This window comes from Geobacillus sp. PLS 41, assembly GCF_056494105.1.
The window spans coordinates 2,989,113-3,002,631 of the sequence record NZ_CM151395.1; the positions used below are offsets into that span (position 1 = coordinate 2,989,113).

General features: G+C 52.3%; 10 protein-coding genes. 2 read left to right on the plus strand and 8 right to left on the minus strand.

Annotated features, from left to right (window positions below; all coding sequences use genetic code 11):
• Position 1: 1 nt before the first annotated feature.
• The 4 genes from ctaE to cyoE form a co-directional block, all read right to left on the minus strand.
• A complete protein-coding gene (gene ctaE / locus ACVX3G_RS14950; protein ID WP_011230584.1) occupies positions 2-622 on the minus strand; it encodes a cytochrome c oxidase subunit III in 621 nt (206 codons plus the stop codon).
• Positions 622-2,493: a cytochrome c oxidase subunit I gene (gene ctaD, locus ACVX3G_RS14955; RefSeq protein WP_014195356.1), complete on the minus strand. Its 1,872-nt coding sequence runs from the start codon at positions 2,491-2,493 to the stop codon at positions 622-624. The genes ctaE and ctaD overlap by 1 nt, the downstream gene beginning before the upstream one ends.
• Positions 2,494-2,515: 22 nt before the next feature.
• Positions 2,516-3,586, minus strand: coding sequence for a cytochrome c oxidase subunit II (coxB, locus tag ACVX3G_RS14960; protein ID WP_031205763.1), 1,071 nt, complete (start codon positions 3,584-3,586; stop codon positions 2,516-2,518).
• Positions 3,587-3,663: 77 nt separating this feature from the next.
• Positions 3,664-4,593: a heme o synthase gene (gene cyoE / locus ACVX3G_RS14965; RefSeq protein ID WP_011230581.1), complete on the minus strand. Its 930-nt coding sequence runs from the start codon at positions 4,591-4,593 to the stop codon at positions 3,664-3,666.
• A 380-nt stretch (positions 4,594-4,973) separates the two neighbouring features.
• Here cyoE and ACVX3G_RS14970 point away from each other — a divergent pair, with 380 nt between their 5' ends.
• Positions 4,974-5,927 (plus strand): COX15/CtaA family protein, encoded by a 954-nt coding sequence (locus ACVX3G_RS14970; protein ID WP_011230580.1) that lies wholly within the window; start codon positions 4,974-4,976, stop codon positions 5,925-5,927.
• Between the two features lie 165 nt (positions 5,928-6,092).
• Here the strand turns inward: ACVX3G_RS14970 and pyc are convergent, their stop codons facing one another.
• The 3 genes from pyc to ACVX3G_RS14985 all read right to left on the minus strand — a co-directional run bounded on the left by pyc (position 6,093) and on the right by ACVX3G_RS14985 (position 11,223).
• Positions 6,093-9,536, minus strand: coding sequence for a pyruvate carboxylase (gene pyc, locus ACVX3G_RS14975; RefSeq protein WP_014195352.1), 3,444 nt, complete (start codon positions 9,534-9,536; stop codon positions 6,093-6,095).
• Between the two features lie 62 nt (positions 9,537-9,598).
• Positions 9,599-10,810 carry a putative lipid II flippase FtsW gene (ftsW, locus tag ACVX3G_RS14980; RefSeq protein ID WP_011230578.1) on the minus strand — a complete coding sequence of 404 codons (1,212 nt, stop codon included), beginning with the start codon at positions 10,808-10,810 and terminating at the stop codon, positions 9,599-9,601.
• A gap of 125 nt (positions 10,811-10,935) precedes the next feature.
• Positions 10,936-11,223, minus strand: coding sequence for an Fpa/YlaN family protein (locus ACVX3G_RS14985; RefSeq protein ID WP_011230577.1), 288 nt, complete (start codon positions 11,221-11,223; stop codon positions 10,936-10,938).
• 162 nt (positions 11,224-11,385) lie between these two features.
• Between ACVX3G_RS14985 and ACVX3G_RS14990 the strand changes: the two genes are divergently transcribed.
• Entirely contained in the window at positions 11,386-11,892 is a 507-nt protein-coding gene (locus ACVX3G_RS14990) for a molybdopterin-binding protein (protein ID WP_011230576.1), read from the plus strand.
• 185 nt (positions 11,893-12,077) lie between these two features.
• Here the strand turns inward: ACVX3G_RS14990 and ACVX3G_RS14995 are convergent, their stop codons facing one another.
• On the minus strand, positions 12,078-13,409 hold the full coding sequence (locus ACVX3G_RS14995) for a PhoH family protein (protein ID WP_011230575.1): 1,332 nt from the start codon (positions 13,407-13,409) through the stop codon (positions 12,078-12,080).
• Positions 13,410-13,519: the final 110 nt, after the last annotated feature.

Genomic DNA, 13,519 nt, shown 5'->3' on the forward strand with positions numbered 1-13,519 from the left:
TTCACCCCACCATTCCCATCAAGTATACAACGGTAAAAATGAACACCCAGACAACATCGATGAAGTGCCAATAAAGGCTCGCGACGTAAAACTTCGGGGCGTTGTATAAATTCAACCCACGCTTAGCGTTGCGAATCATGAGCGTCAAAATCCAAAGCAACCCGAACGCGACGTGGCTTCCGTGCGTGCCAACGAGCGTGTAGAACGCTGAAGCGAAAGCGCTGGTCGTAAACTTATGGCCTTCATGCACATATTCATTGAACTCGTAAATTTCCAAGCCCAAAAAGCCGGCGCCAAGCAAAACGGTAATGCCAAACCAGAGCTGCATCTTTTTAAAGTCAAAGTTTTTCATATGATAAATGGCATACACGCTCGTCAAGCTGCTGGTTAGCAGCAGCATCGTCGCCATGAACACGACCGGCATTTGGAACAGTTCTTCCGCCGAAGGGCCGCCGTTCGTTTTATCTTTGAGCGCCAAATAGGTGGCGAAGAGAGAGGCGAACAGCACCGTCTCTCCGCCTAAAAAGAGCCAGAAGCCAAGAAACTTATTTTTCCCCTCAAGGGTGGCGCGTTCCGGCGCGGCCGGAAACGTCTCGGCCGTCAATTTTTCCTCTGCATGCATCAGGCGTTCGCCCCCTTCTTCTCAAGTTCAAGCACTTCTTCTTTATGGATGTGGAAGCCGTGATCATCGATCACCGAGCGCAAGAACATCGAACCGAGCGTAATGAGCAGGCCAAGAATGCCGACCGGCAAGCCCCATCCAGCATCGTTATGATACGTAAAGCCGAAGGCGGCGACAAACAGACCGAACGCAATGACAAACGGCAGGAACGACGAATTCGGCATATGGATGTCGCCAAGCGGTTCGGCTGGCGTCAATTCGTTTTTGCCTTCCATTTTTTCGAGCCAGAAAGCGTCCAGCCCGCGGACGAGCGGCAGTTGGGCAAAATTGTACACCGGCGGCGGCGAAGCGATCGCCCATTCGAGCGTGCGGCCGTCGCCCCACGCATCGCCCGCCACTTTTTCTCCTTTTGCGGTTGTAATCACGATGTTAATGAGCAAAATGACCGTGGCGGCCGCCATAAAGAACGCGCCGATCGTACTGATCAAGTTGCCAGTCTCCCATCCTTGATGCGGCAAATACGTAAACACGCGCCGCGGCATCCCTGTCAAACCAAGGAAGTGCTGAATAAAGAACGTTAAATGGAACCCGATAAAGAACAGCCAGAACGTAATTTTGCCGAGCGTTTCATTCAGCATGCGGCCAAACATTTTCGGCCACCAATAATGCGTGCCCGCGAGCAAAGCGAACACAACCCCGCCGACGATGACGTAATGGAAGTGCGCAACGACGAAATAGCTGTCATGGTATTGATAGTCCGCCGCCGCCGACGCCAACATGACCCCGGTCACCCCGCCCATGACGAACGACGGGATGAAGGCGACGGCATAATGCATCGGCGTTGTGAATTTGATGCTTCCGCCCCACATCGTAAACAGCCAGTTGAAAATTTTGACTCCTGTCGGAACGGCGATCGTCATCGTCGCGACGGCAAAGATGGCGTTCGCAATCGGCCCCATCCCGACCGTGAACATATGGTGCGCCCATACCATGAACCCTAAGAAAGCAATAAGCACCGTCGCAAACACCATTGACGAATAACCGAATAGGCGTTTGCGCGAGAACGTCGCGAAAATTTCCGAGAAAATGCCGAACGCCGGCAAGACAAGGATGTATACTTCCGGATGGCCGAACACCCAGAACAAGTGCTCCCAGATGATCGTATTGCCGCCGGCAGCGGGGTTAAAGAAGTTGCCGCCAAACAATCGATCCATCATCATGAAAATCAAGCCGACCGTAAGCGGCGGAAACGCAAACAAGATGAGCGCCGACGTCACAAACGTCGCCCATGTGAACATCGGCATGCGCATAAACGTCATGCCCGGAGCGCGCATGTTGATGATCGTCACAAGAAAGTTAATGGCACCCATGATCGTTCCGAAGCCGGAAATTTGCAGCCCGAGCGTATAAAAGTCGATGCCATGATGCGCTTTTGAGTCAAGCGACAGCGACGCATACGACGTCCAACCAGCGTCCGGTGCGCCGCCTAAAAACCATGAACAGTTCAAAAACAAACCACCGAAGAAAAACATCCAGAATCCAAGAGCGTTCAAAAACGGGAACGCGACGTCGCGCGCGCCGATCTGCAGCGGCACGACTGCGTTCATAAAGGCGAAAACAAGCGGCATCGCAGCCAAGAAAATCATCGTCGTCCCATGCATCGTCAACACTTCGTTATACAACCCGCCGACAAGGAAATCGTTGTTCGGCTTGGCGAGCTGAATGCGGATGAACAACGCCTCGAGACCGCCGAGCAGGAAGAAAAACCCGCCGGCAATCAAGTACAGATGGGCGATTTTTTTATGGTCGACCGTTGTCAAATAATCCCACAAAACGGCGCCAACACCCTTTTTGCGCGCGATTGTACTCACGGTGAAACCTCCTTCTCATGCTTTATTCCACTTTTAAGCTCATCAAATATTTCGTCAATGCATCAATTTGCTCTTCCGTCAAGTGGCCATATGTACCCGCCATTTTATTTCCAGGCTTCACGCTGTTCGGGTCTCTCAGCCATTTTTTCAGATTTTCTTCATTATGCTCCAAAATACCGGCGATTCGTTCGCGATCGCCAAAGTTCGCCAAGTTCGGCGCCGTGCGCGCTTGCACCGGACGCTTGTCCACAGGCGTCACCGCATGGCAGCCAATACAGCTTTTATTGAAAATCGCTTCCCCTTCTTTGGCGACCGGATCGGTGACAACCGGTTTTTTCGCATTTTGCATCTTTTTCACCCAGGCGTCAAATTGGTCGCGCGGCAACGGCCGAACTTTAAAATCCATCAGCGCATGGGACGGACCGCAAAGCTCCGCACATTTGCCGTAAAAGACGCCGCCGGCTTTATCGGTCGCCTTTTGGTCAAAAACAAGCCAAAATTGGTTTTTGTTGTCGGTGTTCGTATCCATTTTGCCGCCGACCGCCGGAATCCAGAACGAATGTTTGACATCCGACGCAATCAAGTTGAAATACACTTTTTCATTCGTCGGCACGACCAAATCTTGGCTCGTGATAATGCCGTAATCCGGATATTCAAACTCCCACCAGTATTGGTTGGCGCGAACATTGACGACAACTGTATCCTTATCTCGTTTTTTGTCGTTCATCGCCTTGACATCGGCCAGTTTAAACGTGGTTGATACCGTCGGCACGGCCAAAATGAGCAAGAGGATGATCGGAATGACAGTCCAGATAATTTCCAGTTTATGGTTCCCTTCCACTTGCTTCGGGATTTTATTTTCTTCCCCCTTGCGCCGCCGGAAGCGGATGACAACGTAAACGAAGATGATCGCCACGACGACAATGACGAGCACCATGATCGATGTGCTCAACAGCATGAGCGAATACTGCATGTCCGCTACTTCACCGGCGGGCTGGAGCGTCGATAAAAACGGTTTGCCGCAACCGGCGAGCAACAGCGCCATCATCCCGAACAGGGAAAATAAGCGCCAGTTACAGAGCCCCTTGTTCATAGCCTAATCAAACCCCTCTTTCTTTGATGGATAAATGTATATAAATTCTTTCACTAAAGAAAGAATTTTATCTTAATTCACCAAAGCGTCGCGATGATCATCGCCACGAACAAAATCGTCAAGTAATTGAGCGAATAGACGAACATCCACTTCGCCCATTTGATGTCATCTTTCATTTTCAAACCTGCCAATCCCAGCAGCAGCCAGCCGACATTGAGCAGCGTGGCCACGATTAAAAATGGAACGCCAAGCGAGAACAAGTAAAACGGCAACGGCAGCAAACATGCCACCCAAACGATGATTTGCCGCTTCGTCATGGCGAATCCATGGACGACCGGCAGCATCGGGATGCCGGCTGCACGGTATTCTTCGCATCGCTTCATCGCCAACGCCAAAAAGTGCGGCGGCTGCCATAAAAACATGATCAAAAACAAGATGAGCGGAACAATATGAAACTCCGGATCGACCGCCGTCCAGCCGATAACCGGCGGCACCGCGCCGGAAATGCTGCCGACAACGGTGTTGATCGTGTAATGGCGCTTCGTCCAAAGGGTGTATAAAAAGACGTACGTCGCCATACCGATCAATCCAACGACGGCAGCCGTAACCGTTGTCATAAGCAGGCCCATCTCGCCGATTGCGACAAGACCAATCCCAAGCCAAAGCACCCGCCGCGGATCCATCGTCCCGGTGACGGTCGGGCGTGCTTTCGTCCGCTCCATATATTGATCAATGTCGCGGTCAATGTAGTTGTTGATGGCGCATGAACCCGCAATGACAAGCGCTGCTCCAAACAGTGTGAAAAAGACAAGATGCAGGTTCTCCAAAAAGTGTTCCCCAGTAAAATAAAACGCCAGCCACATTCCGGCGAACGTCGTAATCAAATTGGAATTGACGATTCCGATTTTCACAACAGACGACAACTCTCTCCAAACTGCCTTGACGCTCACATGCGAGCGATGCCCGGCATCGGCCGCATCCTGGTGCACCGCTTTCAATTCGGCCATGTCTCCTGTTCCTCCTCGCTGCGCCGCTCCTTGCCCGGCCGGCGCCGTGATGTTGCCTGAAATTCTTTCCAACGCCAAATAGCAAAAACGGGCTGTTTCCTCTTTATATTAAATCACATTTTTTCCTCATCATGTGAACTTTTTTTGAATAATTTGTGTCAAATTTTTGAATCCGTATGCCCCAAACGGTTCATTCGCTTGTCCCATTAATATTTCTAGCAAACTTAATCGACTTATTCAATATGCAAACGTCATTTTGTGTTTCCCGGCGCCATCGTGTAAAATAGACTTGGCTTAGCGACACGGTTGGCTGCAATAAAATCCATCACTTTACTAATATGGACAAAATCACAATTTCTCAATACAAGAAGGTGAAGATTTTGCAACGTTCACTGAAATGGTTTGCCTCGGCAACCACGTTGGCAATGTTGTTTGTTTTAATTGGCGGAGCGCTTGTGACCAAAACCGGCTCCGGCATGGGGTGCGGCCGATCATGGCCGCTGTGCAACGGCCAATGGGTGCCGGATCACATTACGCCTGAGCTCATCATCGAGCTGAGCCATCGACTCGTTTCCGGCCTTGCCGGCATCATGGTGCTCATCCTTTCCATCTGGGCATGGAGAGCCATTGGCCATGTGCAGGAGACGAAGTTTTTAGCGGTCATATCGTTTGTCTTTCTCGTCTTGCAAGGGCTGATCGGCGCCGCCGCGGTCGTGTGGGGGCAGTCCGATTTCGTCCTCGCCTTGCATTTCGGCATTTCGCTCATTTCGTTTGCCGCTGTGCTGCTATTGACGCTATTGATTTTTGAAATCGACAAAACGTTTTCCGCCGCTTCGCTTTCGCTTGACGGCAAAATGCGGTTTCATATTTACGGCATCACCATATACTCATACATCGTCGTCTACACCGGAGCGCTCGTGCGCCATACGAACGCCAGCCTCGCTTGTCCGAGCTGGCCGCTTTGCGCGAAAACGCGCCTCCTCCCGGTTCAGTTTCATGAATGGGTGCAGATGGGCCATCGATTGGCCGCTGCTGTCATCATCATTTGGATCGCCGCCGCCGCGATACATGCCGTCCGCCATTACCGCAGGCAGCCGGTCATCTACTACGGATGGCTCATCGCCCTTTTGCTCGTGCTCGCGCAAATGACGACTGGAGCGCTTGTCGTTTTTACGCAGCTGAATTTATACATTGCCTTGGCGCATGCCTTTTTCATTTCCTGCCTGTTCGGTGTGCTCAGCTATTTATTGCTTTTGGCGCTCCGCACCCGCCGCGCGCCGGTAAAAGCCGCCGACCATTCAGCTGGGGAAGCGGCGCCGGCGACGTTGAAATGACGTTCGTCGGTCAGCAAACCAAAAGGGGCTGACCCAAAAGGTTGTCTGTCTTCAAGATAGGCACAACCTATCGTGCAGCAGAAGCAGTCAGCACGTATATAGAGCAACGAAAGAGGGTATCCCGATCCTTTTGGGACACCCTCTTTTTGCGCGCGATGGACAGTTTCATTTGGACAGCTCAATTAGCAAATCCCCCGCTTGAATGGCATCGCCGCTTTTGACGTAAATATCTTTGACAATGCCGGCAAACGGCGCCTGCACCGTCGTTTCCATCTTCATCGCTTCCGTAACCATCAAATGGTCGCCTTTGTCAACTTTTTCCCCTTTCTCCACGAGCACTTTCACAACCGTGCCCGGCATCGTGGCGGCAATGTGGTTCGGATTCGTCCGATCGGCCTTGATGCGCTCAGCGACAGCGGCTTTGATGCTTTCATCGCGGATGATGACTTCGCGCGGCTGGCCGTTCAGCTCGAAGTAAACGACGCGCGTGCCGTCCGCCTGCGGCTGGCCGATGGAGACGAGTTTGACGATGAGCGTTTTCCCGCGCTCAATCTCCACTTCGATCTCTTCGCCGAGGCGCATGCCGTACAGGAACGTCGGTGTATCGAGCACTGAAATATCGCCGTATTTTTCGACCGTTTCGGCATATTCCAAAAACACTTTCGGATAAAGCGCATAGGCAATGGCGTCAAAGTCGGTCACTTCGCGGCCGAGCTTGTCATACAGCTCCCGCTTGATTTGCTCGAAATCAACCGGCTCAAGCAGCTCGCCCGGACGAACGGTGATCGGTTCACGCCCTTTCAAAATAATGCGCTGCAGCTCTTTCGGGAACCCGCCGTGCGGCTGGCCTAAATAGCCTTCGAAAAACTCCACGACCGAGTCTGGGAAATTGAGCGTTTCGCCGCGTTCAAAAATGTCTTGCTCCGTCAAGTTGTTTTGCACCATGTAAAGCGCCATGTCGCCGACAACTTTCGATGATGGCGTCACTTTGACGATGTCGCCGAACAAGTCGTTGACGCGGCGGTACATTTCTTTCACTTCATCCCACCGATCGCCGAGGCCGACCGCTTTCGCCTGCTGCTGCAAGTTGCTGTACTGGCCGCCTGGCATCTCATGCATATATACTTCCGTATGCGGGGCGTTCATACCGCTTTCAAACTCCTGATAAAATTTGCGCACGTCTTCCCAATAGCGGGCCAACTGCTCCAAGCTGTAAATATCGACCTCCGGCGCCCGCTCCGTTCCTTCAAAGGCATAGTAGAGCGTATTGGCGCTCGGCTGCGACGTCAAGCCGGCCATCGAGCTGACGGCGACATCGACGATATCGACGCCGGCTTCGATCGCTTTGGCGTACGTGTAAATGCCGTTGCCGCTCGTATCGTGCGTATGCAAATGGATCGGAATGTCGACCGTTTCCTTGAGCGCGGAAATGAGCACGTACGCCGCCTGCGGCTTCAACAGGCCGGCCATATCCTTAATGCCTAAAATGTGCGCACCGGCTTGCTCGAGCTCTTTCGCCAAGGCTTTGTAATAATCCAAATTGTACTTCGGCCGGTTCGGGTCCAAAATATCGCCTGTATAGCAAATAGCCGCCTCGGCGATTTTGCCGCTTTGCCGGACGGCATCGATCGCCACCGTCATCCCTTTCACCCAGTTTAGGCTGTCGAAAATGCGGAACACATCAATGCCGGCTTGCGCCGATTTTTCAACGAACTCGCGGATGACGTTGTCGGGATAGTTTTTATACCCCACGGCGTTGGCCGAGCGAAGAAGCATCTGGAACAGCACGTTCGGGATGCGCTCGCGCAGCTTGAGCAGCCGGTCCCACGGATCTTCTTTCAAAAAGCGGTACGCCACATCAAACGTCGCCCCGCCCCACATCTCAAGCGAGAATAAGTTGGGCAGCAAACGCGCCGTCGGCTCAGCGATCCGCAACAAGTCGATCGTGCGGACGCGGGTCGCCAACAACGACTGATGAGCGTCACGGAACGTCGTATCGGTCAAGAGCACGCGCGGCTGCTCTTGGATCCAGCGAACAAGCCCTTCAGGTCCGCGTTCATCCAAAATTTGCTTCGTTCCCGCTGGGATCGGTTCCGTTTGGCTCACCTTCGGCACGCGCGGTTTGTCAAACACCGGCTTTTTCTTTTTGCCGATGCCAGGGAAGCCGTTGACCGTCACGGTGCCGATGTACGTAAGCATTTTCGTCCCGCGGTCTTTTCGGCGCGGGAATACAAACAATTCCGGCGTCGTATCGATAAATGACGTATCGTATTCCCCCGACAAAAATTTCGGATGCTGCACGACGTTTTCCAAAAACGGAATGTTCGTTTTAATGCCGCGGATGCGGAATTCGCGCAAGTTGCGCAACATTTTTCTTGCCGCCTGCTCAAACGTCAACGCCCATGTCGACACTTTCACGAGCAGCGAATCGTAATACGGCGTAATGACCGCCCCTTGGAAGCCATTGCCGGCGTCCAAGCGCACGCCAAAACCGCCGCCGGAACGGTACGCCATAATTTTTCCCGTATCCGGCATAAAGTTGTTGAGCGGGTCTTCCGTCGTCACCCGCGACTGAATGGCGTAGCCGTTGATGCGGATGTCCTCCTGCTTGGGAATGCCGACTTCCGGGCTGTGGAGCGAAAATCCGTCGGCGATTAAAATTTGCGACTGGACGATGTCAATCCCGGTGATCATTTCGGTGATCGTATGCTCAACTTGAATGCGCGGATTGACTTCGATGAAATAAAACTCATCTCCGGAGACGAGAAACTCAACCGTGCCAGCGTTGACGTAGCCGACGCTTCTCATGAGCCGGACCGCCGCCTCGCAAATGCGCTCGCGCAGCTCGTCCGACAACGAGACGCTCGGCGCGACTTCCACGACTTTTTGATGGCGGCGCTGCACCGAGCAGTCGCGTTCATAAAGGTGAACGATGTTTCCTTCGTGGTCGCCCAAAATTTGCACTTCAATATGCTTCGGCTTTTCAATCAGCTTTTCGACATAAACGTCATCGCTGCCAAACGCCGCTTTCGCTTCCGACTTAGCCCGCTCAAACGCTTCCTTCACTTCCGACTTTGAGCGGACGATGCGCATGCCCCGGCCGCCGCCGCCAAGCGCCGCTTTAATGATGATCGGGTATCCGTGCGTCTCGGCAAAGCGGACGACATCCTCAAGGCCGCCGACCGGTCCGTCGCTGCCCGGGATGACCGGAATGCCCGCCTTCATGGCCGCATGCCGCGCTTTCACTTTATCGCCGAACATATCCAAATGTTCTTCATTCGGGCCGATGAAAATAATCCCCTCTTCGCGGCACCGTTTGGCAAATTGAATGTTTTCCGACAAAAACCCATATCCCGGGTGGATGGCATCAACATCGTGGGCTTTGGCGATCTCAATGATGCCTTCGATGTCCAAGTACGCTTCGATCGGTTTTTTCCCTTCCCCGACTAAATACGCCTCATCCGCTTTGTAGCGGTGGTACGATCCGGCGTCTTCCTTCGAATAAATCGCCACGGTGCGGATATCAAGCTCCGTGCAGGCGCGGAAAACGCGAATGGCGATCTCTCCGCGGTTGGCTACCAGCACTTTGCGAATTCGTCTTGTCCTCATTCTGTCCCTCCTCCTTTATTTAATAAAAGTATAAAAGTTTTGCCGATTTGTAAATACACTTTCTAAAAAGTCAGACCTCTTTTCTGTTTGCTGACCATCGTTTTTTCCGCTTTTTTATACCGTTGTTCGTACTTTGCAAACATAGAAATGTTCACAAGCAGACCGAGCGAAGCCATGGTCAGGACAAGCGACGTTCCCCCATAGCTGACGAGCGGCAGCGGCACCCCTGTAATCGGAATAAGGCCAACGACCCCACCAACGTTAATGAACGTTTGAAAGCCGATCATGACGGAGATGCCGATCGCAAGCAGGCTCCCAAACGCATCGTGGGAGCGGCGGGCAATCCAAAGCCCGCGCAGCACGATAAACGCCAATAACCCAAGCGTGAACGCTACACCAAATAAGCCGAGCTCTTCGGCGATGACCGCCATAATAAAATCGGTGTGCGACTCTGGCAGGTAGCCGTATTTTTGAATGCCTTTGCCAAGTCCCACTCCTTTCAGCCCGCCAAGCCCGATCGCCAAATACGAATTCACGAGCTGGTAGCCATCGCCGTTTGCGTATTGAAATGGATCCAAAAAGCTGTAAAGACGCGATACCCGTTCAGGAGAAAAAATTTTTTTGCCGGCAACCGGGAGCCAAAACGGTGACAGCACCGTCCCGATCAATGTAAAAAAAAGCAGCTGCTTTAGAAGCAACACGAGGCGCAAACCGGACGAAACAATGATGCACATCGCGATGGCAAACACGATCGCCGCCGTTCCGAAGTCAGGCTGTATGGCAATCAGGAAACAAATCACCAATGTATAATAAATGGGGAACAAATTGCTTTTCGCCGGCTCGGCCAGCCGCTTCCGCTTGTTGGCAAACGCTGCGGCCAAGTATAAAATCAGACCGAGCTTCGCGAGCTCCGCCGGTTGGATCGAAAGCGCCCCGACGCGAAACCAGCTTGTTGCGTTGTTGGCCGTATGGCCGAGAAAAGCGACGGCGATCAGCATCAATGGAGAAGCAAAAAAGACGAGTTTCACCCATCGCTCCGCCCGCCACACTTTATACGGAATCGCCATCATGATGGCGAACGCGATGAATCCGGCAATCAGCCACAGTTTTTGCCGCTCGTAAAAATAGTCGCTTGGCACTTCAAAGCGGATGACAGCGGTGACCATGCTTGAGCTGTACACCATAATCAATCCGAACAACGACAGCATGATGACCGCGGTGATCAGCGGATAATCATAGCACTTCAATACTTTTTTCCATAATTGTCGTTCCATCGTTCCTCTTCCCTGTGAACATGTATGTACTTAAAATCATTCGCAGCGGCGCGCTGTTTTCCTGCCGAAAAACAGAAAAACTCAAACGACGGGAAACCAATCGTTTGAGTTGTTTTATATATCCTTTATCGCACGCGCTTTTTGGCCACGGCCTCGTGCAACGTGGAAAGTTCGCGCTCAAGCCGGTCAAGGAGCGCCTTTCCGTCTTTCGCCTCCACAAGCCCGAGGCGCACCGCAAAATCAATTTCCCGTGACAACCCGAACATTTGCGTGTCAAGCACTTCTTCATACACCGGACATTGCGGCATCGTCAAATGGTCCATTTGCACGCGGATGAGTTGGATGATTTTCTCTGCATCCGCTTGTAAAAGCGCGTACGCCTTCTCCCGATAGCTCATCGATTCGTCCGTCACATCGATCCCTCCGTTCTCTCCCCTATCCTTCTTTACATCTTAACGTGAAACAAGCCATTTTGCAAGTTGAAACCGTTGACAGCAACCGGGCCTGGAACATGACAAGCTCTTTCATTATTATTATACTAAAAACGGTGGGAACATGCAGAGGAGAGGTGTTTCATGAACGATATTATTGTGCTGACAGGAAAGGTGAAGTTTACGATCACGCTTGACCCCGGCGTCTGGATTTTCGACGACCGGAAAGTGGACATGGATGCGTATTTTTCGGAGCCGGCTCCACAGCCGACGGAAGCGGAGCAAGAGGACGAGGAAATCAAAAAGCTGTCGGCATTTTGGGACCGGGAAATTCAAGAGGGCGCGGTTTTTCCGCCGACGTTGAAAACGGAGCGGCGCTTTTTGAAGGAGAAAATCATCACCGGCTCGTTCGGCATGCCGTTCGCCCCATTTTTGCGAAACGCTGAGCCGCATGAAGACGCGTCTGAACTTGTCATTGAGACGGAACATGGAGAAACCGTGATCCCTCTGGAAAAGGCGTACGACCTGATTTTCGCTTTTTCCCAAAACGGAAAACCGTTGCGCGACGACGGTCCGGTGCACATTTATTTTGGCGACGGCTCCAACCGCGAGGCGCCGATTACTCATGTGCGTCGGCTCGTCGTCCGATGACCGGGCGCCCCATGAAGGGGCGGCCCGGTGTTTGAGCTTTTGACGCCTTCAACCGCCTTAAGCGCTTTAACCCCAGATGTTTTCCACAGCGCCCCAGGCGGCGGGCGCCTTTCGAAACGTTCGCGGCGTCGGGCCGCGCGCCTGGCACCCGTTCTTTAACGGCGGATGCTCTGAGGAACGCCTAGCTACAGCAAATCAGCGGCAAGCTGTGCGAGCGCCGAACGCTCCCCTTTGACGAGCCGGATATGGCCGGCGATTTTTTGGTCTTTAAACTTTTCGACGACGTACGTCAACCCGTTGTTATATTCATCCAAATACGGATGGTCGATCTGTTCCGGATCGCCCATTAAAATGATTTTACTTTTCTCCCCAACGCGTGTCAAAATCGTCTTCACTTCATGCTTCGTTAAATTTTGCGCCTCATCAATGATGATAAACTGCTCCGGCAGGCTCCGGCCGCGGATGTACGTGAGCGCCTCCACTTCAATCGAGCTCATGCCGGCTAAAATCGCATCGAGCTCCCCCGGTTTTTTCGTGTTGAACAAGTATTCCAAGTTGTCAAAAATCGGCTGCATCCACGGGCGCAGCTTTTCTTCCTTTTCTCCCGGCAGAAAGCCGAGATCTTTCCCCATCGGCACAATCGGCCGAGCGACGAGCAATTTTTTGTATGTGCGCAAATCTTCCGTTTGCATCAACCCCGCGGCAAGGGCAAGCAACGTCTTGCCCGTTCCGGCTTTGCCGATTAGCGTCACAAGCGGAATGTCGTCGCGCATGAGAAGCTCAAACGCCATCGTCTGCTGCACGTTGCGCGGGCGAATGCCCCATATATGTTCGTGATGGAAGATGAGCTTTTTCACTTTTTTGCCGTTTTGGTCGACAATGCCAATCGCTGACGCCGAGCTGCCAAACGCGTCTTTCATAATGATGAACTGGTTCGGATAAAACGGGTGGTCGGCGATATCAGCGAGCACGAGCTCCCCTTTGTCGTAAAACCGCTGCAGGTGGTCCTTTCCTATGTACAGCTCCAAAAATCCGCTGTAAATATGGTCGACATCAACGACGCGGTCGCTTAAAAAGTCTTCTGCCTGCAGCCCGATGGCATCCGCTTTGACGCGCACGAGCGCATCCTTGCTCACCAAAATGACAGAGCGTCCATCTTCCTTCGCCTGCTCTTCAAGCGATAAATTTTTCGCCACCGCCAGAATGCGGTTGTCATTTGTTTTTTCGACAAAAATTTCTTGCAGTTGATGAAACGAACGATGGTTCAACTCAATGCGAAGCGCCCCTCCGTTTTCAAGCGGAATTTTTTCATGCAGCTTGCCGTTTTCGCGCAGACGGTCGATGAGCTTTGACACTTGGCGGGCATTTCTACCAATTTCATCCATATACCGCTTTTTCGAATCCACTTCCTCAAGCACGACCGCTGGAATGACGACCTCATTATCCTCAAACGCGAAAATCGAATACGGATCTTGCAACAGCACGTTCGTATCGAGCACGTAAATTTTTTTTCCCAAATTCCGCTTCCCCCCATGTGAGTTTTTCACGTTTTTCCGTTGGATGGGAATGGCTGTAATACAACATATGAAAACATGTATAAAGATAGAAGGACATTTGCAAACTAAAG

Excerpts from the sequence above, each read along its gene's own strand:
- coxB (WP_031205763.1), bottom strand. The coding sequence starts at position 3,586 with ATGAACAAGGGGCTCTGTAACTGGCGCTTATTTTCCCTGTTCGGGATG.
- ctaE (WP_011230584.1), bottom strand. The coding sequence starts at position 622 with ATGCATGCAGAGGAAAAATTGACGGCCGAGACGTTTCCGGCCGCGCCG.
- pyc (WP_014195352.1), bottom strand. The coding sequence starts at position 9,536 with ATGAGGACAAGACGAATTCGCAAAGTGCTGGTAGCCAACCGCGGAGAG.
- ACVX3G_RS14990 (WP_011230576.1), top strand. The coding sequence starts at position 11,386 with ATGAACGATATTATTGTGCTGACAGGAAAGGTGAAGTTTACGATCACG.
- ftsW (WP_011230578.1), bottom strand. The coding sequence starts at position 10,810 with ATGGAACGACAATTATGGAAAAAAGTATTGAAGTGCTATGATTATCCG.
- cyoE (WP_011230581.1), bottom strand. The coding sequence starts at position 4,593 with ATGGCCGAATTGAAAGCGGTGCACCAGGATGCGGCCGATGCCGGGCAT.